At 34.6% G+C, this 24,880-nt stretch carries 29 protein-coding genes and 1 riboswitch; of the genes, 3 read left to right on the top strand and 26 right to left on the bottom strand.

The window, feature by feature from the left end:
• Positions 1-58 precede the first annotated feature (58 nt).
• Complete coding sequence (locus MKX39_RS01530; RefSeq protein ID WP_340767999.1) at positions 59-1,372, bottom strand: GHKL domain-containing protein; 1,314 nt, start codon at positions 1,370-1,372, stop codon at positions 59-61.
• Positions 1,373-1,566: 194 nt separating this feature from the next.
• Between MKX39_RS01530 and MKX39_RS01525 the strand changes: the two genes are divergently transcribed.
• Positions 1,567-2,385 (top strand): purine-nucleoside phosphorylase, encoded by an 819-nt coding sequence (locus MKX39_RS01525; protein WP_340771301.1) that lies wholly within the window; start codon positions 1,567-1,569, stop codon positions 2,383-2,385.
• Positions 2,386-2,485: 100 nt separating this feature from the next.
• Here the strand turns inward: MKX39_RS01525 and MKX39_RS01520 are convergent, their stop codons facing one another.
• The 7 genes from MKX39_RS01520 to queF form a co-directional block, all read right to left on the bottom strand.
• Complete coding sequence (locus MKX39_RS01520; RefSeq protein ID WP_340767997.1) at positions 2,486-3,853, bottom strand: DUF4179 domain-containing protein; 1,368 nt, start codon at positions 3,851-3,853, stop codon at positions 2,486-2,488.
• On the bottom strand, positions 3,846-4,367 hold the full coding sequence (locus tag MKX39_RS01515) for a sigma-70 family RNA polymerase sigma factor (protein ID WP_093536316.1): 522 nt from the start codon (positions 4,365-4,367) through the stop codon (positions 3,846-3,848). The genes MKX39_RS01520 and MKX39_RS01515 overlap by 8 nt, the downstream gene beginning before the upstream one ends.
• Before the next feature lie 436 nt (positions 4,368-4,803).
• Positions 4,804-5,427 carry a hypothetical protein gene (locus MKX39_RS01510; RefSeq protein ID WP_340767995.1) on the bottom strand — a complete coding sequence of 208 codons (624 nt, stop codon included), beginning with the start codon at positions 5,425-5,427 and terminating at the stop codon, positions 4,804-4,806.
• Between the two features lie 91 nt (positions 5,428-5,518).
• Positions 5,519-5,716, bottom strand: coding sequence for a TcaA NTF2-like domain-containing protein (locus tag MKX39_RS01505; protein ID WP_340761238.1), 198 nt, complete (start codon positions 5,714-5,716; stop codon positions 5,519-5,521).
• An 81-nt stretch (positions 5,717-5,797) separates the two neighbouring features.
• Positions 5,798-6,337 (bottom strand): VUT family protein, encoded by a 540-nt coding sequence (locus MKX39_RS01500; RefSeq protein WP_093536322.1) that lies wholly within the window; start codon positions 6,335-6,337, stop codon positions 5,798-5,800.
• Positions 6,334-7,005: a 7-cyano-7-deazaguanine synthase QueC gene (gene queC, locus MKX39_RS01495; RefSeq protein ID WP_340761237.1), complete on the bottom strand. Its 672-nt coding sequence runs from the start codon at positions 7,003-7,005 to the stop codon at positions 6,334-6,336. Before queC ends, MKX39_RS01500 begins: the two co-directional genes overlap by 4 nt.
• Positions 7,006-7,147: 142 nt before the next feature.
• The gene (gene queF / locus MKX39_RS01490; RefSeq protein WP_093536326.1) at positions 7,148-7,648 is read right to left on the bottom strand and encodes a preQ(1) synthase; all 501 of its coding nucleotides are present in this window, start codon (positions 7,646-7,648) and stop codon (positions 7,148-7,150) included.
• Positions 7,649-7,778: 130 nt separating this feature from the next.
• A riboswitch (PreQ1 riboswitch) is annotated at positions 7,779-7,825 on the bottom strand.
• Positions 7,826-8,436: 611 nt separating this feature from the next.
• Here queF and MKX39_RS01485 point away from each other — a divergent pair.
• Positions 8,437-8,835: a (deoxy)nucleoside triphosphate pyrophosphohydrolase gene (locus MKX39_RS01485; RefSeq protein ID WP_340761235.1), complete on the top strand. Its 399-nt coding sequence runs from the start codon at positions 8,437-8,439 to the stop codon at positions 8,833-8,835.
• A 33-nt stretch (positions 8,836-8,868) separates the two neighbouring features.
• A complete protein-coding gene (locus MKX39_RS01480) occupies positions 8,869-11,757 on the top strand; it encodes a DEAD/DEAH box helicase (protein ID WP_340767993.1) in 2,889 nt (962 codons plus the stop codon).
• 389 nt (positions 11,758-12,146) lie between these two features.
• On the opposite strand, the gene MKX39_RS01475 is transcribed toward MKX39_RS01480, so the two are convergent.
• The 18 genes from MKX39_RS01475 to MKX39_RS01390 form a co-directional block, all read right to left on the bottom strand.
• Complete coding sequence (locus MKX39_RS01475) at positions 12,147-12,338, bottom strand: hypothetical protein (RefSeq protein ID WP_340767992.1); 192 nt, start codon at positions 12,336-12,338, stop codon at positions 12,147-12,149.
• Between the two features lie 271 nt (positions 12,339-12,609).
• Positions 12,610-12,735, bottom strand: a complete 126-nt coding sequence (locus MKX39_RS01470) for a hypothetical protein (RefSeq protein WP_340767990.1) — start codon at positions 12,733-12,735, stop codon at positions 12,610-12,612.
• Between the two features lie 306 nt (positions 12,736-13,041).
• Entirely contained in the window at positions 13,042-13,650 is a 609-nt protein-coding gene (locus MKX39_RS01465; RefSeq protein WP_340767989.1) for an immunity protein Imm33 domain-containing protein, read from the bottom strand.
• On the bottom strand, positions 13,647-14,888 hold the full coding sequence (locus tag MKX39_RS01460; protein ID WP_340771300.1) for a T7SS effector LXG polymorphic toxin: 1,242 nt from the start codon (positions 14,886-14,888) through the stop codon (positions 13,647-13,649). The genes MKX39_RS01465 and MKX39_RS01460 overlap by 4 nt, the downstream gene beginning before the upstream one ends.
• Before the next feature lie 109 nt (positions 14,889-14,997).
• Positions 14,998-15,507 (bottom strand): ankyrin repeat domain-containing protein, encoded by a 510-nt coding sequence (locus tag MKX39_RS01455; RefSeq protein WP_340767988.1) that lies wholly within the window; start codon positions 15,505-15,507, stop codon positions 14,998-15,000.
• Between the two features lie 232 nt (positions 15,508-15,739).
• The gene (locus MKX39_RS01450; RefSeq protein ID WP_340767987.1) at positions 15,740-16,888 is read right to left on the bottom strand and encodes a suppressor of fused domain protein; all 1,149 of its coding nucleotides are present in this window, start codon (positions 16,886-16,888) and stop codon (positions 15,740-15,742) included.
• A 4-nt stretch (positions 16,889-16,892) separates the two neighbouring features.
• Entirely contained in the window at positions 16,893-17,114 is a 222-nt protein-coding gene (locus MKX39_RS01445; RefSeq protein ID WP_419957618.1) for a hypothetical protein, read from the bottom strand.
• Positions 17,115-17,500: 386 nt separating this feature from the next.
• Positions 17,501-17,977: a hypothetical protein gene (locus MKX39_RS01440; RefSeq protein ID WP_340767985.1), complete on the bottom strand. Its 477-nt coding sequence runs from the start codon at positions 17,975-17,977 to the stop codon at positions 17,501-17,503.
• A 738-nt stretch (positions 17,978-18,715) separates the two neighbouring features.
• Positions 18,716-19,165 (bottom strand): SMI1/KNR4 family protein, encoded by a 450-nt coding sequence (locus tag MKX39_RS01435; RefSeq protein WP_340767983.1) that lies wholly within the window; start codon positions 19,163-19,165, stop codon positions 18,716-18,718.
• Between the two features lie 14 nt (positions 19,166-19,179).
• Positions 19,180-19,692: an HNH endonuclease gene (locus MKX39_RS01430; protein ID WP_340767982.1), complete on the bottom strand. Its 513-nt coding sequence runs from the start codon at positions 19,690-19,692 to the stop codon at positions 19,180-19,182.
• Between the two features lie 99 nt (positions 19,693-19,791).
• Positions 19,792-20,481: a T7SS effector LXG polymorphic toxin gene (locus MKX39_RS01425; RefSeq protein ID WP_340771297.1), complete on the bottom strand. Its 690-nt coding sequence runs from the start codon at positions 20,479-20,481 to the stop codon at positions 19,792-19,794.
• 110 nt (positions 20,482-20,591) lie between these two features.
• Positions 20,592-21,101, bottom strand: coding sequence for an ankyrin repeat domain-containing protein (locus MKX39_RS01420; protein WP_340767981.1), 510 nt, complete (start codon positions 21,099-21,101; stop codon positions 20,592-20,594).
• A gap of 246 nt (positions 21,102-21,347) precedes the next feature.
• Complete coding sequence (locus MKX39_RS01415) at positions 21,348-21,914, bottom strand: imm11 family protein (protein WP_340767980.1); 567 nt, start codon at positions 21,912-21,914, stop codon at positions 21,348-21,350.
• Positions 21,911-22,804 (bottom strand): AHH domain-containing protein, encoded by an 894-nt coding sequence (locus MKX39_RS01410; protein WP_340767979.1) that lies wholly within the window; start codon positions 22,802-22,804, stop codon positions 21,911-21,913. Before MKX39_RS01410 ends, MKX39_RS01415 begins: the two co-directional genes overlap by 4 nt.
• Positions 22,805-22,934: 130 nt before the next feature.
• Complete coding sequence (locus MKX39_RS01405) at positions 22,935-23,480, bottom strand: T6SS immunity protein Tdi1 domain-containing protein (protein ID WP_340767977.1); 546 nt, start codon at positions 23,478-23,480, stop codon at positions 22,935-22,937.
• Between the two features lie 19 nt (positions 23,481-23,499).
• A complete protein-coding gene (locus MKX39_RS01400) occupies positions 23,500-23,823 on the bottom strand; it encodes a T7SS effector LXG polymorphic toxin (protein WP_340771295.1) in 324 nt (107 codons plus the stop codon).
• A gap of 118 nt (positions 23,824-23,941) precedes the next feature.
• Positions 23,942-24,451 carry an ankyrin repeat domain-containing protein gene (locus tag MKX39_RS01395; protein ID WP_340767976.1) on the bottom strand — a complete coding sequence of 170 codons (510 nt, stop codon included), beginning with the start codon at positions 24,449-24,451 and terminating at the stop codon, positions 23,942-23,944.
• 170 nt (positions 24,452-24,621) lie between these two features.
• The gene (locus MKX39_RS01390) at positions 24,622-24,861 is read right to left on the bottom strand and encodes a hypothetical protein (protein ID WP_340767975.1); all 240 of its coding nucleotides are present in this window, start codon (positions 24,859-24,861) and stop codon (positions 24,622-24,624) included.
• Between the last annotated feature and the right edge of the window lie 19 nt (positions 24,862-24,880).

The following is a 24,880-nucleotide window of genomic DNA, read 5'->3' as shown; positions in this document are numbered from 1 at the left end:
CACCTCTATTTGGGTAGGGTATCTATTTTTATAGTAGGTATATCAACGAAGTGGAAATTTACTTTAGAGGGATTTCCACTATGGCAGTTGTTTTTAAATCGGCTGATGATTCAACAGAAATATTTCCGTTGTAACCATTTACAACTTCCTTCACAATAAACAATCCCTGACCCCTTATTTTTCCTTGTTCTTCTTTTTTAGTAGAATGCCCTTGTTTAAAGATTAGTTCTTTATCGCAAATTTCAGTTCCTGTATTAGTGACTATAAATACATAATGAGTATTATTGGATGAACACTCTATGAGTATGCTACGTTCTCCCTCATGTAGCTCCATTGTTGCATCCATCGCATTATCGATTAAATTAGACAAAATAATAATTAAATCAGTTGTTTTTATACAGTCAAAAGAAACAGGAGAAATCACAATATCCATGTGAATACGATTATTTTGAGCAGCAATTTTTTTCGTTTGCAACAAAATGGAAAGCCCAGGATGAGCTATATCTATTTTTATAGATTCTATTGCTTCTACTTCTTTAAAAAGAGAGGAAGCATATTGTAATGCCTTATCCGACTGCCCTATTTTTAAAAGTCCATGCAAAACTAAAATATGATTTGAAAAATCATGTCGTAATGAAGAAACAGAGGCTATTAGCGTTTTCATCTCTGTTTGATATGTATCCTCTGTATACCCAACTTCCTTAGCAACCTCTCTTCTGTACCATCTTTGCATAAACAAAAAGGAGACAATCACGATAAAAACAAAGAGTCCGTTGAATATTAAGGCTAGTATATTCCTTTCTAGTGCAGCACCTTTAATCTGGTTGATGGTAGCTGCACTAGTATCGATACCTAAATACCCTAGTATCTTTCCTTCTTCATTCTTAATAGGGGCACCAACAGATAAATAATCTCCATAACCTGGATCCTTCAGCACACCGGTTATATAAGTTTGTCCTTCATAAGCTTTTTTAACTTGCTCTTTTGGTACCGTACATGCAAACCCTATCGGATAATCAACTAAGCTCTCAATCTCACCAGAATGACCTAATATCATTGTTTTAGAAACCTTAGGATTATCGACCTCTAATGTGTAAACATATAAGGAGCCCAACTTTTCTCGAGCATCACTTAAATAGATTTGAATTTCTCGAAAGTGTTCATTTTTCTCTGGCTTATCCAAAAATTTCTGATACGTTTCTACATCTATTGAGGATGCAATGGACTTGGCAGCCTCTAAACTTTGGTTTGCAACTGACTCTTCAATTGTATGTTTCATCCTCACATATGATATATACACATTTAAAGCAGAAAAAAAGAGTAATAATACAACAGACAAGAAGAAAATTACTTTTACTTTATGACTTTTCATATATTTAGTACTTCCTTAGTTTATTTCTATTAAAACAAGATTATTCGACAAATATATTGTAAATAATGTAATTATACTATAAATCACCAACAATAACCTTGAATGTACACATATCCCATTTTTGCATTACCACTTTTAGAGTGTATACTACATTTGTATTGTTTTTTTAAGCACCATTTCAAGGAGGAATTATGATGCACAACATGGAAAGCATTTTAGAAACTAGAGATTATATTAGGAGTAAGACAGATCATCGTCCTGTAATCGGAATGATCCTTGGCTCAGGCTTAGGTTCGCTTGCCGATGAAATTAAGAACCCCACCAAAATTCCATATAGCGAGATCCCCCATTTTGCGAAATCTGAAGCAATTGGACATGCAAACGAACTAGTCATCGGAGAATTAAACGGAAAAATAGTTGCTGCTATGAAAGGACGCTTTCACTACTATGAAGGCTACACGTTAGATGAAGTAACCTTCCCAGTACGTGTTATGAAAGCACTTGGTATAGAAAAAGTAATTATTACCAATGCATGTGGTGCAGTAAATACTAGCTTTAACCCAGGTGACTTAATGTTAATTACAGACCACATTAACTTAGTCGGGGCCAATCCTTTAATGGGACCAAATAATGACGAATTAGGCACCCGTTTCCCGGATTTATCAGAAGTATATAACAAAGAGCTACGTAGTATTGCAGCTAAAGTAGCAAATGATCAAAATATTCATTTGCAAGAAGGTGTATATGCTTGGTGGAGTGGACCAACTTATGAAACTCCTGCAGAAATTCGTATGTTCCGCACTCTAGGAGCTGACGCAGCTGGTATGTCTACCGTTCCCGAAGCAATTGTAGCTACTCACAGCAGGATGAAAGTACTTGGTATTTCTTGCATTACGAATATGGCAAGTGGAATATTAGATCAGCCACTAAATCATGAGGAAGTAATTGACGTTGCTGGAAAAGTAAGAGTTAAATTCGTTGGATTAGTTAAAGGAATTTTGGAAGAGATCTAAGTTAAATAGTTAAAACTAAAACATAAATATTTTTTATTTCCCTCATTAAAAAACGAGATTCTCGAACAATGAAGAAATTTGTTCTCAGAATCTCGTTTTATTATTTGACCTCTATCTCGACGTCCTCTTCTATCCAAGATGGGTAAGAAACTATATCGAATCGCAAGGGACTTTGAATAGATTCCATTGGAAGTTCAAATTCAATTTTTAAGCTTCTCTCATCTGTTTTCTCATAAAATCCCTTTACATACTTTTTCCCTGGAATAGGATTAGTAAAGTCATATTTTATAAAAAATTCATTTCCGTCATTATCTACAAAACTTGAAGATACTAACATAGTATCTTCTCCATTTACGTCCATTGTAAAACTAACTTTACGGTTCTCAATTTCTAAATCAGAGAAGATAGACCCAGAAGGCTGCCTCAAAAAATTCTTTGATTCAGTATCGATTAAAATAAAAGCATCGTCTTTGTCAATAGCTCCTACTTTTCCAAATACTAATTTTAGATTATCAGAGTCATTAAAGTAAGGACTTTGAAATTTTATAGTCCATTCAGTTTCATCTAAACTTCTAAACGTAGTCCCAATATTATTAATGCTCCATTCATTACCGATATCATTCGTAAACTTGATATTATCAAATGAAAATATTTTTTTGGAGTTGTTCGGATCAACTTTTAATTTAACTTCTGCACGAATTGGATCAATTGTAATTTTTTGCACTATAATTCGTTGACCTTCAATTGAAACTTCTTTATTTAAAGCGATTGTTTTACTTACTAAGCTAGACTTTTTAAACTTAAATGGAATTTGAAAATGCTCCAATTTATCTGCTTTCTTCAAACCAATCGTCCATAAAATATTACCATCACCTACTATTTGATTTTCTACAGATTCAAGTGTCATCATAGAGCTAAATACCTTTTCTTCAATTATTGGTTTTTCCGAAGCCCAAAAAGTAGTGTCATTTACAGGCAAATTACTGTAATTTTCATTCACTAGCTTCAAATATTCTATTTCTAAAGGCTGATTCTTCTCCTTAGATTGGACAGAGTAAAAAACAACTATTCCTTTCTTGTCTGCGATTACTCCATCGAGTGTCACCATGATGCCGTTCTTTTCTTGAGAGAGATTCAATGGTTGATAAAAGTCATTTTCAACGGCAGCTATTAAACCTCTGTCTTGCTGAATAAGTGCAATAATTCGTTCCATCCCTGGAATAGATGCAACCTTACTTGCGAAAACAGGAGATATGGAGATGGATGTGAAAAAAGAAATGAGAAGGATGGCAGCAATTACTACCGACCATGAACTCCGTTTTATCAACTTGGTTCTTTTTAACATTCTTTCTTTTTTTGCTTTCTCGAATCCAATTTGCACGGCGGAATATAGCATATCTTTGGATACTTGAACCTGATAAATCGACTTCTTTCTCTGCTCCAATTTCTTCTTTTCCTCCTCAAACACGTTTAACCTCTCCTCTCTCTTCAAATCCCGTCCTAAGTTTTCGTAATGCTTTATGTAGCCTTGTTTTAATTGTTCCTTCTGGTGTATCCCACATAACAGCAATGTCCTTTATTTTGACATCTTCAAAGTATTTTAAATGTAATAACTCTCTTTCATAATCAGATAAACTTAATAGAGCCTCTTCAACCTCTAAAAAGTTATAGTCCTCTCTTATTCCTTGTATGTAAAATATCCTATCATCTGGTACTTCCCTCTTGCTCTTCTTAAGGATATCTTGACAGTAATTCATCATAATCCGAATTAGCCATGTTTTAAAATAGGCTGGCTCTCTTACTGTTTTTATACCTATATAAGCTCTATATGTCACTTCCTGAAGGGCTTCTAGTGCATCTCCTTCATTTTTTAAATAAGAAATAGCCGTTCGATATAATGCCTCTTCATATGAATGGATTAACGCTAAAAAAGCTTCTTCATCCCCTTTAATCGCTTTCCTTACTAACATCTTTTCACTCAAAATATCACCTCATTTCAATCGTCCCTATTTATTAGACTTACAACTGCGAAAAAAGTTTTTAAAAAATTGGGTAATTAACTAATATTCTAAATTATTACTCAGGAATCTGCAGGATGGTACAGGAAGAAAAAAATGCAAACAAAAAGAGCGATCCTGAAGGACCACTCTTTTTGTGCTGTCATAGCTGCTCGGAGGGGAAGAAAGGAAGTTTCAAATCCTACGGCACCTGTTATCCGAGATTTTATAGATTTTTTTATCGCTAAATATTGAGCGTTAGAATATAAGAGCTTTGATGGTTAACCTTTTAGCTTTAAGGGTTGAGCTTTAAGCTTTATAGCTTTTCGTAAATACTATAGTTGGGAGCAGGGATTTACCCAGACCCTGCAAACGGGGAAACTTTCTTCTTTTTCGCTATAACAGCAAATTCTAAGTTTACTTATTGTTTAATAGTGATTAGTGTGCGAGCATTAATTTCACTTAGCGCTACATCTACGTCATCTTCAAAGGATTCAATATCTAAAGCCATCTTAGTAGTGATTTCTTTTATGTGGATCGGGTCAATTAGTTTTGTTTCCTCAGATTCCCAAAACAACTTTTTGTAGCCTTCCACCGCTGTTAAATCTGTTTTACCATCTTTAGAAATCATATTATTTAACTGTGTGTCTAATCGATCTTGTGCAAGTTCATTATTCACTTCTACTTTTTCCTGAGACTGAGCATAGTCGTTATTCATCTTACGAAGGAGAGTTTTTTCAATTTCAATAAAGTTTTTACGCTCAATTGCATCAGCCACCGTCATTTTGACTCCGGAAACCTCTACTAAAGTTGTAGCGTTAGATTCTACAATGGATTTTTTGATTTGTTTTCTGCGATCCATCAAATCTTTTATGGATTGTATACTTTCTTTCGCTTCCTTTTCAAACTCCTCAACGGTCTTAAATCCACGAATATTCTCTTTCGGTTTTTTAGAGGCTGCGAAAGTTGTCTCATTAATCTTTTTTAAAATGCGCGCATCCAATGTTTTTAACTCACGTAAAGCTTTTGTTATAGAAATCTCCATCGGCATTTCTCTCCTCAGTTGTCAATTATGGTAATTATTAGTCTACTGGAGATTACTAGGGTATTCAAGTAATTACCTTGTTACAACCATATCATTCGTAAATGTCTATATTCGTAATTTGATAATAACCCGAACTATTGATTACTACCGTGTATACTTTATTCCGATTGTAATACGTGTATTCACCAGCTGCATTTATAAAATCAAATTCCTCGTTAGTAGAAACTAGTGCATAATCATCATACATCTCTACACCAGTAACAGTATTATTAGTGAAGTCAAAGGTCATCCCCTACATAATCTGTAAAATCATAAATAGCCTTCCAAGTCTATTGGAAGGCTAAATTATAATATTTTAATTTTTATATAATCATTCAGAAAGAAGACGTTTTTCCTTCATTACATAAACCCGACTCAAAATAAGCGCTCCGATTGTCTGAATAACGGTTTTCACGATAATTTGCCCTACAATAGCGGCTGGCACGGCTTCCCATGGAAGAATATTTGCTCCCAGAGGACTCAAGCCTATTATGACAAAAATGACTGAATCCAGGAATCCACCAACAATCCCACTATAGAATACACGCCAAGCCATTGGTAGTTTCAATCTTGTATATATCTCTGTATCTGCTGTTTCAGCAACAACAAATGAAATTGCCGATGCAAATACAATTAATAATGTATCTCCCAACATAAATGACACTAATGCTGATAATGCTAAAGCTATGAAAATGAATAAGTACGTCTTTGCTCTACCATATTTGTTTTGTACAAGATCTCTAAAAATGAAGGTAGCACCGACGAACAATGTTCCCATAGGGACGATAAACATCCCGAACTGTAAAGGTGCAAAAGCTGCTGTTACGACATTAGCAATCACAATCGATACTAAATAAAATAAAATTCTCATAATGTTACTCCTTCAATAGATTTAGAAGTTAAATAATCTTCTAATCCTTTATTTCTCAGCTTACATGCTGGGCATTCCCCACAGCCATCTGCTATTACACCGTTATAACAAGTCAACGTTTTCTCTCTAACAAATTCGAGCGCTCCAAGCTGATCTGCAAGTTCCCATGTTTGTGCCTTGTCCAACCACATGAGTGGTGTATCGATCACAAAAGTAGTATCCATAGAAAGATTTAATGTGACGTTTAAGGATTTCACGAAAATATCACGACAATCTGGATAGCCACTAAAATCAGTTTCACACACTCCAGTTACGATATGCTTTGCACCTACCTGGCTCGCTAAGACCCCAGCAAAAGATAAAAAGAGCAGATTTCGACCAGGTACAAAAGTCGACGGCAATCCCCCATCTTCCCCGTCCTCTACCTTTATGTCATCTCGTGTCAAAGCATTCGGTGCCAACTGATTTAAAAGCGACATATCCAGAATGTGATGCTTTACACCAAGCTCCTTAGCTATTTCCTTTGCACATTCGATTTCAAGACTATGTCTTTGCCCATAATCAAAAGTCACTGCCTCAATCTCTTTAAAACGTTCTTTTGCCCAAAACAGACAGGTCGTGCTATCCTGTCCTCCACTAAACACAATAATTGCCTTTTCCTGCTTCACCCGTTTAAACTCCCTTATATCGACAAAACAGCACCATAAGGAAGAATGCTGTCATCTTCTGAATTTTTTAGATTGTCTATCTCTAGCGCCTAGCCCCTAGTTTCAGGATTTTAGCACTTCTGCCTTACATATGATTATTCCATTAACGATTATCAATTTTCTCTGGATATAAATCATGGTTCATCAAACGAAAATCTGCTATTTCTACATATTTCGTTCCAGGTCTTCCATAATTACACCAGGGATCAATAGAAATACCTCCACGTGGAGTGAATTTACCCCATACTTCGATATATCTTGGATCTAGCAATTCGATTAAATCGTTCATGATGATGTTCACACAGTCCTCATGGAAATCCCCGTGATTCCTGAAACTAAATAAATATAATTTTAACGATTTACTTTCTACAATTTTTTTATCCGGTATATACGAGATGTACATCGTTGCAAAATCCGGCTGATTGGTAATTGGGCACAAACTTGTGAATTCTGGGCAGTTAAACTTCACAAAATAATCCCGAGTAGAATGTAAATTATCTACCGACTCCAATACCTCAGGTGCATAATCAAATGAATATTTTGTACCTTGGTTCCCTAACAGTGTTAAATCCTTCAAACCTTCATCATGACTTCTTCCAGACATAATAAAAAAACCTCCTATAAAAAATGTTTCCCAACACTTTCAAAAGAGGCTTCACAGACCAATCTATACAAACAAAAGGATAAAAACAAAAAAGCCACGTCCAAATTATATGGACATGGCGAATAGTCATGTATCCATAGTTTTTTATAGAGGGTATAAGCTATGAACCTCTCCCGGTCAAGTACGGGTATGCAATCATAATATAGAATATTGACCAAGACGTCAAATAGGAATTCTAGTCAAATGAATATCCAAATCTCCAATTAAGAGATTCAAAACTTTTTTATAATATCATGCATAAATTTGAACTAGATTGCCTATATTGATAATAGAATACGAGATTAAAGGAGGAACAGAGATGAAACATCCATTAAGCTTACCCGAACAATTACCTGAAACAACAGAAGAGCTATTAAAGCTTATATTACAAACTATCTTAGCCTAGGAGAGATTTAGATTATCAAAGAGACTCAGAAACATAGAAAAGTAGATACCTCTACTATGTGGAGTATCTACTTTTTGTTATATGTATTCTCGACTAGTCCGATAAATTCTCCATTGCCTTCACCGTATATCTCTCCATACTATATCCACTTAACATTTTCTCCAATCAGCTTTAAATACCACCCCATTCATTTCATAAATGTTCCCCCTCTATTAGTACCCATATAGAAACCACAGTTAGATATATAACAATCAGTAAATTCCAATCATTTAAAGTTTCTTGCTGATCATTACTTTAAAATCAGCTATGATATAGGTATAAACTGAAATTAGGGTGATACATAATGAAAAAATTAGTCCATGTAGTTGGGGCAATTATTGAAAATGAGAAAAGCGAAATATTTTGTGCGTTAAGAAGTCCCATTATGTCACTTCCCGATCTTTGGGAGTTCCCGGGTGGTAAGATTGAAGCTGAAGAAACACCCGAGCAGGCTTTACAACGAGAAATTACAGAAGAATTTAATTGTACAATTGTGGTTGGTCAAAAAGTAGAAGATACGACTTATGAATATGAAAAATTTATCGTCAGACTCGAAACTTATAAAGCGAAATTATTAAATGGTACTCCAATTGCAACGGAGCATGCCGACACAAGATGGGTTACTCGGGAAAATTTACATACACTGAACTTTGCTGCTGCTGATATTCCAGCAGTTGAAAAAATAGCGAATGAAAGTATGTAATTTGGAAAATTTGAATGAAAAGAAGTGGTCAAGTTGGATCAACTAATTCGCAAAATGAAAAATTCCTTACATAAAGGCTTTATTGATAAAAGTAATCCCGTTTCAGGACAGTTTAAGCCTAAGCTGCTATCAAATAAAGCACATGAAAATGTTTTATCCACACTTCTTCAAGAGATGAAAACGTGCCAAACCTTCACTTTTTCCGTAGCTTTTATTACTGAGGGTGGTTTAGCAACTTTAAAAACTATGCTATTAGACTTGCAGCTAAAAGGGATCAAAGGCCGCATTATGACATCTACTTTTTTAAATTTCAATCAACCTAAAATGTTTAAAGAATTATTAAAACTAGACAATGTCGAAGTCCGTCTGACTGGCGTGAAAGGCTTCCACTCTAAAGGTTATATATTCGAACATAAAGACTATTATTCTTTAATAGTAGGAAGCTCAAATCTAACGGATAGCGCTTTAAAAGCTAACTATGAATGGAATATCTATTTAACTTCTTTGGAAGATGGAGAAATCATCCACCACTTTAAAAATCAGTTTGAAGAAGCATGGAATGAAGCCATCCCTCTAACTGTAGATTGGATTAACAGCTACAATCTGAATTATGAACAACAGCCCTTCGTTAATCAGGCAACCTCCAACGTATTTGAAGTGAACGCAGAATATCTCACAAACCAATTGGCCGATAGTCTTGCTATTCAACCAAATAAAATGCAAAATGATGCGCTGAAACAATTAAAAACTCTTCGTGAAACCGGTGCTAAAAAAGGATTAATTATCTCAGCGACTGGGACAGGAAAAACATATCTATCTGCTTTTGATGTTCGTCACTTTGCCCCTAAAAAGATGCTCTTCGTTGTTCATAGAGAACAAATTTTAAAGAAGGCACTTCAAGACTACCGAAAAATATTAGGGGGTCAAGAAGATGATTTCGGAATACTTTCAGGTAATTCAAAAGACACAAATGCAAAATACTTATTTGCAACAGTTCAAACACTCTCTTCAGAACGGCATTTACAGCAGTTCGAAAAAGATGAATTCGACTATATACTAATAGACGAAGTACATCGTGCGGGTGCAGATTCCTACCTGAATATTATTAATTATTTTGAGCCTAATTTCTTACTTGGAATGACAGCGACTCCTGAACGTACGGACAGCTTTAACATCTTTGAGCTCTTTGATTACAATATAGCTTATGAAATTCGGCTACAGGCCGCTCTTGAAGAGGAAATGCTTTGTCCATTTCATTACTTTGGTGTGATAGATTATGAGAGGAATGGAGAAATAATTGATGACACATCTACCTTGCAACAACTTGTATCGCAAGAGCGTGTTCATCATATTCTCGAAAAAGTTAACTACTATGGCTATTCAGGAAAGCGGGTACGAGGATTAATTTTCTGTAGCTCTAAGCAAGAATCACATGCCCTTTCAGAAGTGTTAAATGCCCAAGGCTTAAAAACTATTGCCCTTACAGGTGATAATTCACAACCTGAAAGAGAAGATGCAATTCGTAAATTAGAACAATACCAACTAGATTATATTTTAACCGTAGATATCTTTAATGAGGGTATTGATATTCCGTTTTTAAACCAAATCATCATGCTACGCCAAACACAGTCAAGTATAATTTTTATTCAACAACTGGGACGTGGACTACGCAAGCATAATGAAAAAGAGTATGTAACTATTATTGATTTCATCGGCAACTATAAAAATAACTATTTAATCCCTATTGCTCTTTCAGGTGACCAATCCATGAATAAGGATAATGTCCGCCGTAGAACGGTTAATACTGACTATATCCAAGGTGTTTCAACAATAAACTTTGAAGAGATTGCTAAGAAACGTATTTTTGATGCAATCGATAATAAAAAGTTAAAATTGTACAATATGGAGTTTCTCACTACTCCGTACAAAGAGTTAAAAAATCGATTGGGAAGAATACCTCTCCTGATTGATTTCATTAAAAATAATTCGATTGATCCTGAAGTAATCTTTGTAAAAAAGAAAAACTACTTTGACTTTTTAGTAAGTATGAATGAACCTGTTGCAAATATAAATGATTATGAACAAGCGATATTAACCATGTTTTCTCAAGAGCTTATAAACGGCAAAAGAATTCACGAAGTATTACTAGTACAAAATCTAATTTACAATAGTGAATTAGCTCAAACCGATTATATAAAACTACTAAGTGATTATGGAACTTATAGTAATAAAGAAACCATTTATTCTGTAGAAAATTTATTATCTTTAAAATTTTTCGTTACAACTGCTCAGAAAAATTATGGGTCAGAACCAATTGTAATTTTAGATAACGGAAAATATAAGCTAAATAGTAAGCTACAGAAAAGTTTAGAAAACGAGGAGTTCAGGAAATTATTACAGGATATAATTATATGTAGTTTTGAAAAAAATAAAAAATATAATAAACAGACGCCTTTAACAATATATGAGAAGTATTCAAGAAAAGACGTATGTAGACTTTTAAATTGGAGTAGTAATGAAGAAGGTACCTTAAACGGTGGAAGAGTGAAAATGAACACCTGTCCTATCTTTGTAAACTATCATAAGACTGACGAAGATAATTTAGAAGTAAAATATATGGATGAGTTCTTATCAACAGACATTTTCAAATGGTGTTCAACAAAAAACAGAAAAGTTACAGCTAAAGATATTGCTCCTATTGTAAACTCTTCTGCAGCAGATATAACTGTTCATTTGTTTGTAAAAAAACATAATGGTGAGGGAAAAGATTTCTATTACCTTGGTGAAGTTACTGTAGATTCAAATAGCGCAGAAAACGATACACTAATAGACCAAGGTAAAATCTACAATGTAGCTACTATGAACATGATTCTTGAACAACCAGTACAATACGATATTTATCATTATTTAGTGGAAGAATAATAAGAATTTAAAAGAGTATCTTCAATGAAGTTTTTACTGTAAAAATACTTTTTTCATTAAGTAAGAAAAGTTTTAGGCGTAATTCGTAATATTTCCCGGGAAATCGACAATTTCCATGTAAATAAACAGCATAAGAAAGCAATTCAAGAGAAGAATAATTTTAAGGGAATGAAAACTTTCCTTATACAGTTAATGTAGAGCATATAAACTCTCTAACATCTCTTCTACGAAATGTATTTTCCCTGCACGTTACTGGATCATCATATAAACTTGTATGTATTTTTCTCCATGCCGCTCCATGTAAAATGAATGAATGAATAACAAAAAACGCCCAATGGGCGTTTTTTATCTAACATTGTTCAAGTAAGAAAATTGCACAACTTTTTAGTCTAACGATTATTTTTATTACCTGTTAAATTCTTTGCAGCATTTTTAGTTGCATCAACAGTGTTCATTGCAACATTTTCTGTAGCCTCTAAAGCATTATGCGCTGTTTCAAATGCAGATCCTGCTGTGTTTTTGATGCTCTTTGCGACACTTTTGTTATTTCTTTGATCTTGATTATTTTCATGATTAGTCATAATTTCACCTCCTAAACACAGGGTTAGGATGTGTATTATTTGGTAAATTATTCGGACTACATCTCACTTAGAAACCAAAACACACCATTTCTATATACCTTCTCGAACCAGTTCTTGCTGATTTTTAATCGTTTAATTGGTCTAATAACCCAATTAAACCATTGATAATTAGTCGCTAGTGTCTTTTGGGATACTGTATTGTTGTTTAATATTCCGAATGTATACACCATACTTTTTTCTAGATGAACTAACACTCAACCTCTGAATGCCATTATCGGCTTGTGTTCCATCTGACAACATAATCCATTCCACGGTGAGAGAGATACTTCAACACCTCTTGAAAGCCAATTCCATCCAATTCTAACGCTTCTTCATCGACTTTAGCTTCATTACCCATTGTTTATCACCATGAACTTTGTCAATCTCGTTTAGTTTGTAAGCCATTCCATATCTTAACTATCCTTGCCATGTAGAATGTCATCTCGCCTATTTATCTATATTTTCACAAACACAGTACTAAAACAGAATTCCTCGATGTACTACCTTCATGAGCTATGAATTTCATACAATCTTTTTTTAGTTGTCCAATGCATAAATTTCTCAAAAAAAGCACTCGTTGTCATTAGTAGACAATTAAGTGCTTTAATCAATGTTTTACTTCCTGTGTAGTTTAGTCGTAACTTAAGATTTCCATAAATAAAATCTATAAAGAGTCTTTAAAAACATCTAGATCGTTTTCGTTTAATACCGCTTTTATTTTATTACCTTCAAAAACAACCATATATTCATTTGGTAAAGCAAGAACTTGTATGATCTCTGGTTTAATTTTTAGTAGTTGATAAGCATATAGAGCATACAACTCTGTAGTATTATCCTCCTCTACAGGACCTATATACCAACCTGAATCTCCTTTTTCAACATTTCCATTTCTTTGCAAATATATTTTCTTAAGTTCTAGTACACCTTTACAAAGTATGATTTTATCACTAAATTTTATTGATAAACCATCGACATTTATCTTTCTCAAAAAATGACCTTGTTCTAGTTGTACCCACAATGCTAAAGTTAAATCTTCTGTTATATCTTCAAATGGATTTCTAGAGTAATCAGGAGAGGTCAATATAAAATTCCCGGTTTCTCTCTCATGTAAATAATAGACGGACCAACCAACTTGTATAGAAAATCCATGAATTAAATTATTGCGGTCTACCTGTTCTAATATGACAAACAAACTTTCTATTTGAGGTTCTAATTCTTTTTCGGCAGTTACTATAATGTTTTTGCCCATAATAGTCTTTTCAAATTCCTTCATTTCTTCAACCTCTCTTCTATAGCTGCTTTTAGGATTTCACTAGCTCGTTTCTCTTTTTCTAGCATTTCTATTCTAACATTAACAGGTACCTCTCCCATCTTAGAATGTCCTTTCCAATCAGCCCAGCTATGAGCCCTCTTAGACGCATTCGAAGATTTTCCAAGACCAACAAAATTATCTTTTAGATTTAGAGTTTCTATTTGTTGTTCTCTAGTTAACCTATTAAATCCATCCATTTCAGTTATTTCTTTCATTGAAACAATATGGTCTGCTTCAAACTTATCAACTTCATACCCGTACACTGGGTCTACTTTAGGACCATCTGGATTAACCATTTTTCTTATATCATTACTTGGTGTCTTTTTCCTCAAATTTTTATATTCGTCTTTTGTAATACCGTTATCTGCACCCTTAACCCCACTCTCCACCCTAGCCATAGAAATCAGCTGATCCTTCAATTCGCTCCCATTCACTACGTTATAAGGAACTTGGCCTGCGATTGCAAACTGTGGACGCGGTCCATAAGGTAATAGAGTAGCTAATGAGTCCGAGGCATTTTTGGCGGCTCCGACTACTTTTGGAGCAACTGCCTTTGTGACCGTGACCCCTGATTTGGTAAGTGCACCGACACCCTTTGTTCCAACTACTGAAGTGGCAACCGTGCCTAATGCATAGGTTACCCAGTGAGCACGGGAATTGGCATCTCCGTTGACCATATCACGTTCGTAGGAAGTAGTAATGGCCGACTTTATCGTGTTATATGTCTCTATCGGTTTAGTAACTGCCTCTAACGTAGCATCCAGTGTGGCTTTCGGGTCCTGGACTATATCTACAATACCAGTAACAAAATCTTTTCCAACATCAAATAAACCACTTAAGATTCCGTCTACTACTTCTAAACCAGTATCTACAAAAGACTTTTCTTCCTCTTCTTCACGTAGGCACATTTTTCCTTCAATCGTTGGCGTGGAAATGGTTAATGGGGGACTACATGCCACCAGTTCCGCCCATCGATCTGTTTGAAAATGAATATCCGTGAGATTACTTGTGAACATCTCTTCCATATTATGAATCCACGTATCCATTGCCTGCATATCTTGCTCGAAAGGTAGTAAGGCTGCTGTCTGCGTTGCATCAAATTCTTGAAGCCTGCTTACTGTATCGTCTCGTTTTCTTTTTGCATCTAGAACGCCTTCTTGTACACCACTATAATGAAAGGTACCAGGTTCTAATACAATTTAGAATTGTTTTAGAACCTGGTACCCTAATTTATTAAATTACTAATTCTACTTTATATTAACGAGTCTATTCATTTATAGATAGGGTTATTCTTTGTATAACTCTTTATTATTCCTCTTCATCCATCTTTTGCTTAAGATATTCAGCAATTTCTGTTTGTCCTCTTTCTATTGCAAATGAATAGGCATCCATATCTTCCATGATTTCACCAGAGTATTTTATAGATATATTTATATTTTTCTCAACTAATAATTTTACAATCTCCAAATGCCCACCATATATTGCAGCAAACAGAGGATTTCTATCTGGTTCACTAATATCCATCTCTACATTCCGACTAATTAGATATTTAGCAATATCTAAATGTCCTTTTGTAGTCGCTCTTTCAAGTGCATTTGTAGAAAAAGTTCCACCCTCTGCATTAACATCTATCCCAGCATTAATAAGATATTCCACTATCTCTAAATGCCCATGAGCTGCCGCTACATGTAACCACGTACCAAAAGGTGTCATCCATGTTAACATTTCTGGCTCATTCTCAAGTAAATCTCTTAAAGTTTCTAGTTGACCACTTTTTATGGCATTTCTAATATCTTTTGCAGATTGAGTCTTATCCATATTAATTTCTCCTTTAATCTCTATTTCCTAGTAGCAGCTTGTTTTCCTAGGTCTTCTAGTATTTCAATAATGTCATCTAAATCTGATGCCACATCAATCATCAACTATATTTTTAATCAATAAAAGGACCAGTCAATATTGCAATTTACAATTGCTTTAGAAACCGATACCCTCCACTTATATCCTTGTAATGTGACTAATTTATAAAGTACTACACTGACTGTTACTGTTGTTATTTACCAACATTTATCCTATCTAAATCCAATACGTCTGAGACTCCTTTGTCATTCATTATCTTAATTAGATAGTCATGCCCTTTTTCCAATGCAAGAATTCTTTCTTCTTCATAAATAGGAATGAGTGTATAAACGTTTACTGTTCCTTGTTTAGTTTGAACGATATCTAATCCGGTCTCTTTAGGACGAGACACCATTACGCAGGATAAGTTTGTATTTGATGCAAGTGGCTGTGGAGGTTCTCCATTTGGAAGAATAACACCTTCTTCAATCCAGCCGTCATAAATATGTGGAATATGAGCCACTTTCCTTAGCCATGCAAGAGGCCAATAATTGTTCTGATCTTTCTTATCGTCTTTATCGCCATTCCAATTCGAAGGCAGTTTTAATAACAACTCCGAATATTTATATCCACTTTCTTTTTCTGAATAGTCCATTGGTTCATCACTCATACCCGTAGTAAATAGAGTTACGAAATTTTTATTTATGGATGGAGCAATTATATGAATACTGACGGCTACTCTACTACCAGGAACAATTTCACTTATAGTATTTTTAACCTCGCCAAAGTATTTAGCTACATGCTCTAAAATCACATCATGTTGGTTTTGATTACTTTCATTTGTTTTACTTGCAGTAGTGGAGCACTCATTTGGATTTTCCAATAACTTAACTATTTCTATTTGACCTTGTTCCCTTGCGAAAGTTAGAGCATCCGTATCTTCTTTTGATTCGCCAGCGTACTTAATATCTGTATCTATACCACTTTTAATTAATAGTTTTACAATATCAACATGCCCATTGCTAATCGCTCCAAACAATGGATTTCTTTCTGGTTCGCTTACGTCTAAATTTGCTTCTCTTAATAGTAAATATCTCACTACCTCGATATGTCCAGAAGAAGCAGCTTCATTCAATACCCCACCACCATATACTCCACCTAGTTTATTAATATCCGACCTAAGTTCTACCAGCTTTTGTACTATATCAAGCTTTCCTTTAGAGGCTGCAACATGAAGCCAAGTACCGAAAGGAGTCTCCATGTTTAATGTTTCTGTGTTGGAGTCGATTAGTTCTACTACTTTTTGAACATTACCATCTTTTATAGCAGAACGAATTTCTTTAGTAATTAGTTTATTGTCCATGTAATTACTTCCTCCTTTTTGCAACATCACCAAGTTTATTTAGCATTTCCACCATATCATCTCTATCTCCGCCAGCATCCCTTACTTTTTTAATATTATCAACAACATTACTAAGGGCTTCAATCCCGTGTTGACCTTTAACTCTATTAGGAGCCCAAACTAGATTTTCAAGTCCCAGAATAGGGTCAATGTCATATTCTTTTAATATTTCTTGGCCTTCTTTCACTAATTCCTTTTGAGATACGCCATTTCCTTTTTTAAATACAATATGATGTGCATGAGGATCGTACATATCTCAGGAGTTAATCGAGGTGGAGTAACCTCACCTTAGCAGTCGTTTTATATACGTCAAATTTGCGAGAAATTTAATAAGTAGTGTTAAAATATGGATTAGTACTTGGAGAGTTGTAATGATGACAACTGTTAATATTGTAATTATTTAAAGAAATAGAAAGATTTATTTAGGAAATAAAATTTATTATTATTCTAAAAGTCCTATAGAGTTCATATGAGTTATCTTTTATATAGAAGTACAAAGTATTTATTCGACACCCCATTATCCAAAATTATAAAACCTTAGAGAATGTCTTATTTTCCCTAAGGTTCTATTAATTATGCTTGTGTTAAAGAAGTAATATAACAATTATCTATCGAAACAGTTTTTAATAACTCCAATGCTTCTTGAGTTACAACTAACTCACCTTTGGATGATAAGCAGAAATGATGCCCTGACCAATTTGTGAAATGCTCTCCTTCTACCTCAATTTTACCAAGTGGAATAAATCTGCTAAAAAGAGGGATTTCTTTATTTGGATGCATTTCTTTAAATACATCAGATGTTGTAATTAGACATGGTTCTAATTTGTAATCTTTAATATCACTTTTCTGTAATTCTGTTTCTAGTAAACTTGACACTATGAAAGCTGGTGTTGACTCTAAAAGGTCATCTCCAAGCCATCCTTCAAACTCATAGTGTAAAAATCTCACCTTTGCTGATATGCCCTCTTTTACAATATCCTCTTCAGTTCCATAAACAGTCTGTTCACCATGACCACCGGCAACTTCTGGTTCAATAAAATATAGTTTCATTCGTTACATCCTTTCTTTAACTTTTTCACTTTTTAATTGGTGGATTAAAATTCGTGTTGCATCAAATTCTTGAAGTCTAATTACTGTATCGTCTCGGTTTTCTTCATCTAGAACGCCTTCTTGTACACCACTAAAGTGAAAGGTACCAGGTTCTAATTCAATATAGAATTGTTTTAGAACCTGGTACCCTAATCTGGCTACAAATCTAGTTTGTTTACCACCAAGTTATTAAAAATATTAAAACCTTGAAAGGATATAGCCCATCAAGGTTCAAACGCTATGCTACTTTCTTACATACCCAAATTTAATAAAAAACCACTAAAATCTTTAGCACTTATCAAGATTCTATAGTTGTTCGGTCAACAAAGTTCTGATTCTCTTTAATAATTATTCTTGAAAGACGTCTTTCTGCTCTCTTAAAGAAGAAATCATCAGCGGACTCTTGTGAATCAATTGGCGAGAGTTGGTTGATAACCCTATTTTTTACCCCATTGAATTCTCATTTGATCCATATAGATATATACTGCCCTGTCTTGTCCTCAAATTCCTTCAACATCAATACAAAAACTGCCATGTATCTTCACTCCTCAAATTTTTCCTCCCAATTCTATGGTCTATTGTTTTGTCATAAGCATTCCCTAAAACATAAATTTCTCACCACAAAAGCACTTGTTGCCTATTAAACAATCAAGTGCTTTATAATTAGCGTATAATGTTCTTCATTGCTAATACTTCTTTTTATTCCTCTGTGTCCTCATATAAATTATCTAAGAATTCATCAATATCATTTGCTAAAAAATACATATTACTCATATCATCAGGATCTTCCGGTTCTTGTTCATGATCCCAAAAATAAATCTTGTCTAAGTAAGGTTCCTCTGTACCTAAGCATATAACGTTGCCCGCTGAATCATCTGCTATTGGTATAAAGCCTTTGGTAAGTCTAAATTCATATATGTCTATAACTTTCTCTAAGTTATCATACATTTCACCTATTCCATTAAATACATTCAAAACGCTTTTCCCCATTTTATCAGTAATAGTAAATATACTTTCTTTCGGGTATCCACCATTCCATTTAAGTAAAAATTCAGTGTATTTTTTTGTTAATTTGACTCCAGTATCTTTTTCAAACTGTTTAATTTCTTCTATAGTAAGTTTCTTATGAGAACCTTCAATTTTGACCATTTTAATATCCTCCCTTATTTTCTTCCATTAACTGTCGATACTCCTCCTGTATGAGTAAATTGTCTATGAATATCTTTATCTACTAGAATCATCGTTTTCCCATCTTGATGATGATGCCAGATATATCCTACAGGTGGCTTATCTAATGCTGGCACAGGTGGCTTATCTAATGCTGGCACAGGTGGGTCAGAATCTTTACTTAAACCTGCCTCTATATTAGCATTTTTATAATCCAATGGACGATTGGTTGGACTTGCAATTTCAATTTCTACCGGCTTAACAGTTGGAAGTACATATTCCGTGAAGTCTGGATAACCATTAGGATACCTTACAGTCTGTTCCTTCTTATTTGTATATACCCAAGCACCATCTTCATCAATTTTCACTGTACCGCCTTTCTTTGTCCATTTATCCAGGACAGGCGAATATGACGGTTTAGTGGCAAGTTGTTCTTTTGTAAATTGGATTTCTAAATTACTTTTACCCGTACCCTTAACTCCACTTTCAACCCTAGCGATAGAAATCACCTGATCCCTCAACCCACCGCATTCACTGTGTTATAAGGAACTTCACCTACCATCGCTAAATGCGGGCGGGGTGCGTAAGGTAATAGATTAGCTAATGAGTCAGAGCCATTTTTGGCGGCTCCGACTACTTTTGGAGCAACTGCCTTTGTCACCGTGACCCCTGATTTGGTAAGTGCACCGACACCTTTTGTTCCAACTACTGAAGTGGCAACCGTGCCTAATGCATAGGTTACCCAGAGCACGGGAATTGGCATCTCCGTTGACCATATCACGTTCGTAGGAAATAGTAATGGCCGACTTTATCGTGTTATATGTCTCTTTAGGATTAGTAACTGCCTCTAACGTAGCATCCAGTGTGGCTTTCGGGTCCTGGACTATATCTACAATACCAGTAACAAAATCTTTCCCTACATCAAATAAACCACTTAAAATTCCGTCTACTACTTCTAAACCAGTATCTACAAACGACTTTTCTTCCTCTTCTTCACGTAGGCACATTTCTCCTTCAATCGTTGGCGTGGAAATGGTTAATGGGGGACTACATGCCAGCAGCTCCGCCCATCGATCTGTTTGGAAGTTAATATCTGAAAGATTACTTGTAAACATCTCTTCCATGTTACGGATCCACGTATCCATTGCCTGCATATCTTGCTCGAAAGGTAGTAAGGCTGCTGTCTGCGTTGCATCAAATTCTTGAAGTCTACTTACTGTATCGTCTCGTTTTCTTTTTGCATCTAAAACGCCTTCTTGTACACCACAATCATGAAAGGTACCAGGTTCTAATACAATTTAGAATTGTTTTAGAACCTGGTACCCTAATTTTATTAAATTACTAATACTACTTTAAATTAACGAGTCTATTCATTTATAGATAGGTTTATTCTTTGTATAACTCTTTATTATTCCTCTTCATTCATCTTTTGCTTAAGATATTCAGCAATTTCTGTTTGTCCTCTTTCAATAGCAAATTCATAAGCTCCCATATTTTGCATAGTACCCCCTGTATACTTAGTGTTAATGTCAATACCATTCAGAACAAGATATTTTACTATATCGAGGTGCCCACCATAAATCGCTGAGAAAAGAGGATTTCTATTTGGGTCACTAGTTTCTAATATTGCACCATTCTCAAATAAGAATTCTACAATACTAATTTCACCTTCACTAGCTGCATGTGCAATAGGTGCTGACTTTGGTACACCTTCGATTATGTTAATATCCATACCAGATTCAACTAAAAATTTTATTATATCCAATTTACCTGCTCTAGTTGCAACATGTAGCCACGTTCCAAAAGGGGTTACAAAATCTAGCAAGTTTTTATCAGTAATAACTGTCTCTTTCACTAGTTCTAAGTCACCATTCTTAATTAAATCATAGATTTTTTTTGCTTTTTCCTTATTATCCACAGAATCCTCCTAAAGTATCTTTATTTCATGCTGCTTCTTCACCTAATAACTTAAGCATTTCAACCATTTTTTCACGATTACCTCCAAAACTATCTACTTCTTATTACAACAATATCCGTATTCAAACGAACGAAACTAAACAACCAATTGCCGGTTCAATACCGTCAATTGGTTTCATAGTAGGGTGTTTTATTCCTGACTCAAAAAGTATAGTCAGTGCCTTATCCCTCTAAGGTTCCCAAAAAATCAGATGTTTCTTATTTCTAGAAATTCACAACCAGTAATATTACTTTTTTCAACTAATTGTTTAAAATCTTCTGACATGAATAAAGGAATTTCATCTCCTTTTAATTTGAACAAATTTTTGTTATTTATTTTGTCTTCCGAAACTGCATATTTTCTTACAGAATATATTTTTTCACCGTCTAAATCTACAACACTATAATCAGAGTTTTGAAGGTTTAATGCATCAACTACTCCTAATACATTTGCAACAAAATATTCATCATTCACTATTTTAGATTTACTTTCAAAATCAACAACGTTTACAGGTAAAAATTGGACATCCTCTTCAATTTTTTTTATTAAATCCTTAAACTTTTTTGATACAATGAACCACCCTAAATTATTTGCTAAATAATCAGTAAATCTATTTCCATCATGTAGATTAAAATAAAAAGTGATATTGTCATTCCAACTCTCTAAAAAATTCCCTTCCTTTAACTCATACTGCTCAAATCCATGTGTATCCTCACAATGAACAACTACGTCATTATCGTTGCTGTCATCTAAAATTAGTTTGAAATATTTCATTTTGACCTCCAATATTCTTTATAAAGCATATCTGGATTATCCCTTACTTCCTTCTTTAACCCTTCAAACAATTTAAGGAATTTCTCCCTATCTCCCTTAGCTAATCTATCATAAGTACTCAATTTATCTAATACATAATCATGATATGCATATGGATGTCTCCCTTGATGAGGTAATAATTCCTTATTCCATCCATCATCTAAATTTAAGCCATACTTTTTAGTTAAACTCTCCATTTGAGGAGTGTATTTTTTGCTTTTATTAGTTGCGTAGTGGTGATTTTGTAAAGGTTTAGTAGTACCCTTAACTCCACTTTCAACCCTAGCTATAGAAATCACCTGATCCCTTAAGCCCGCCGCATTCACTGTGTTATAAGGAACTTCACCTGAGATCGCAAACTGTGTACGGGGTCCGTAGGGTAATAGATTAGCTAATGAGTCCGAGGCATTGTTGGCAGCCCCGACTACTTTTGGAGCAACTGCCTTTGTGACCGTGACCCCTGATTTGGTAAGTGCACCGACACCCTTTGTTCCAACTACTGAAGTGGCAACCGTGCCTAATGCATAGGTTACCCAGTGAGCACGGGAATTGGCATCTCCGTTGACCATATCACGTTCGTAGGAAGTAGTAATGGCCGACTTTATCGTGTTATATGTCTCTATCGGATTAGTAACTGCCTCTAACGTAGCATCCAGTGTGGCTTTCGGGTCCTGGACTATATCTACAATTCCAGTAACAAAATCTTTCCCTACATCAAATAAACCACTTAAAATTCCATCTACTACTTCTAATCCAGTATCTACAAACGACTTTTCTTCCTCTTCTTCACGTAGGCACATTTCTCCTTCAATTGTTGGCGTGGAAATGGTTAATGGGGGACTACATGCCACCAACTCCACCCATGGATTTGTTTGGAAGTGAATATCGCCCAAAGCTTAAATTTTAAAAAAAACAAAAACACCTGTTGCCTAAAAAGGCAATCAAGTGCTTATAGTTAATTCTGTAACATAATCCTGAACATTACTGAACTGGTTCCATAAATTCAGTAATAATAAGAATATGTTCCTTCAATTTGACCTTTTTTAGATTCTCTACTTTTTCTGCTCCACCTAAACCTAATAGAGGGGTGTATCCAAAACACTCGTCATAATCAGGGGCACTGTATTTACTAATCGCTTCAGGATAGGGCTGCCACATTAATTCATCGTTCATAAAGTCATTATCTTTTAGGTCATCAAAAAAGAATTCAAATCCGGATGAAACAACATTAACATATCCTTTCCTAAAGTTTAATAAATTTACATACTTATCTTTTTCCCATACTATAATATCACCCATTGCAGTTGTAAAAATAGGAATCGCCTGCTCATACCTTAGATAACTTCTCTCTAAAATATCTAAATAATCGTCTGGATTAATAACTTTTAAAAAGTTATTTGCGAAACTACCAAAACCATATTTTTTCCATGTTTCTATTAATTCTTCGGGAATTTTATCCTTATATTTTAAAATAACATCTTCATCAACTGTTTCATGTTTTATAAAATCCCTAAATATAGTATCCAATTAAAATAACCTCCTTTAATTATTGAGTTAATTTCACATTTAAATAAGTATTCTTTAGCTGCTCAGCTGACATATTCTTAGCAATTCCCCCTAATTTGATCATCAACAACATCAATTCTATTTTGGAAGTGAATATTTGTGAGATTACTTGTGAACATCTTTCTTCCATGTAACGGATCCACGTATCCATTGCCTGCATATCTTGCTCGAAAGGTAGTAAGGCCGCTGTCTGCGTTGCATCAAATTCTTGAAGTCTACTTACTGTATCGTCTCGTTTTCTTTTTGCATCTAGAACGCCTTCTTGTACACCACTATAATGAAAGGTACCAGGTTCTAATACAATTTAGAATTGTTTTAGAACCTGGTACCCTAATCCTATTAGTTTATCTATTACTAATCCTACTTTAAATTAAAGAGACACAATTTAATTTAAAGTTAGGATTAATCTTGTTAACACTTTTTTATTCTCTTTTATCCATCTTTTGCTTTAGATATTCTGCAATTTCTGTTTGCCCAAATTCTCTAGCATATTCATAAGCATTCATATTTTTAATAGTTTCTCCAGTGTATCTAATTGAAATATCTATTCCTTTTTCAACTAGTAACTCAACTACTTCTTTATGTCCTCCATAAATTGCCCCAAATAATGGATTTCTTTTTGCCAAGCTAACATCTAATTCTGCTCCAGCCTCTATTAGATACTTTACTATCTCCAAATGCCCGGCTCCTGCAGCCACTCTTAAAGGAGAAGCATCGAATATATCACCTTTTGTATTAACATCGATACCTTTATGGATCAGATATTCTACTATTCCAGAATGTCCTTTTTTTGCTGCTACATGTAGCCACGTACCAAATGGTGTCATTGAATGTAAGAATTCTGGATTATCGTCTATTAAACGCTTTACTTCATTAATATCACCAAGCTTGATAGTATTTCTTATAGTTTTGTTTAGATTTTTTTCATCCATAACATTACCTCCTGTATTTCTACTATCTTGTACTAGCTACTCCTAAATCTTCAAGAGCATCAAAGTCACCGTCCATTGCTTCAACAGTCCTTAACCGATTCACTACTTCCTCTAAAGGATCAAGACTTGTAACATAAAAAAGAGAAAGGGAATTACTATGCCTATTTCAATCAAACTAAAAGAAATCTTGAAAGAACGTGACCTTCCACTACGTGAATTGGCGCGTATGACAGGGCTTCCGTGCCTAATGCATAGGTTACCCAGTGAGCACGGGAATTGGCATCTCCGTTGACCATATCAAGTTCGTAGGAAGTAGTGATAGCCGACTTTATCGTTTTATATGTCTCTACGGGATTAGTAACCTCTAATGTAGCATCCAGTGTGGCTTTCGGGTCCTGGACTATATCCACAATACCAGTAACAAAATCT

The sequence above is a fragment of the Psychrobacillus sp. FSL K6-1464 genome, from assembly GCF_038003145.1.
In the GTDB taxonomy this organism is placed as follows: Bacteria; Bacillota; Bacilli; order Bacillales_A; family Planococcaceae; genus Psychrobacillus; species Psychrobacillus psychrotolerans.
This window is presented reverse-complemented; position numbering and strand designations above follow the sequence as displayed.

Bases quoted from the DNA above. Each gene is read 5' to 3' on its own strand.
- MKX39_RS01455 (WP_340767988.1), bottom strand. From the start codon at position 15,507: ATGGATAAGACTCAATCTGCAAAAGATATTAGAAATGCCATAAAAAGT.
- MKX39_RS01475 (WP_340767992.1), bottom strand. From the start codon at position 12,338: ATGACTAATCATGAAAATAATCAAGATCAAAGAAATAACAAAAGTGTC.
- MKX39_RS01450 (WP_340767987.1), bottom strand. From the start codon at position 16,888: ATGGACAATAAACTAATTACTAAAGAAATTCGTTCTGCTATAAAAGAT.
- MKX39_RS01525 (WP_340771301.1), top strand. From the start codon at position 1,567: ATGCACAACATGGAAAGCATTTTAGAAACTAGAGATTATATTAGGAGT.
- MKX39_RS01440 (WP_340767985.1), bottom strand. From the start codon at position 17,977: ATGAAACTATATTTTATTGAACCAGAAGTTGCCGGTGGTCATGGTGAA.
- MKX39_RS01485 (WP_340761235.1), top strand. From the start codon at position 8,437: ATGAAAAAATTAGTCCATGTAGTTGGGGCAATTATTGAAAATGAGAAA.
- MKX39_RS01500 (WP_093536322.1), bottom strand. From the start codon at position 6,337: ATGAGAATTTTATTTTATTTAGTATCGATTGTGATTGCTAATGTCGTA.
- MKX39_RS01530 (WP_340767999.1), bottom strand. From the start codon at position 1,372: ATGAAAAGTCATAAAGTAAAAGTAATTTTCTTCTTGTCTGTTGTATTA.
- MKX39_RS01465 (WP_340767989.1), bottom strand. From the start codon at position 13,650: ATGAAGGAATTTGAAAAGACTATTATGGGCAAAAACATTATAGTAACT.
- queF (WP_093536326.1), bottom strand. From the start codon at position 7,648: ATGTCTGGAAGAAGTCATGATGAAGGTTTGAAGGATTTAACACTGTTA.
- MKX39_RS01415 (WP_340767980.1), bottom strand. From the start codon at position 21,914: ATGAAATATTTCAAACTAATTTTAGATGACAGCAACGATAATGACGTA.
- MKX39_RS01395 (WP_340767976.1), bottom strand. From the start codon at position 24,451: ATGGATGAAAAAAATCTAAACAAAACTATAAGAAATACTATCAAGCTT.
- MKX39_RS01470 (WP_340767990.1), bottom strand. From the start codon at position 12,735: ATGGGTAATGAAGCTAAAGTCGATGAAGAAGCGTTAGAATTGGATGGA.
- MKX39_RS01510 (WP_340767995.1), bottom strand. From the start codon at position 5,427: ATGGAGATTTCTATAACAAAAGCTTTACGTGAGTTAAAAACATTGGAT.
- MKX39_RS01435 (WP_340767983.1), bottom strand. From the start codon at position 19,165: ATGGTCAAAATTGAAGGTTCTCATAAGAAACTTACTATAGAAGAAATT.
- MKX39_RS01505 (WP_340761238.1), bottom strand. From the start codon at position 5,716: ATGACCTTTGACTTCACTAATAATACTGTTACTGGTGTAGAGATGTAT.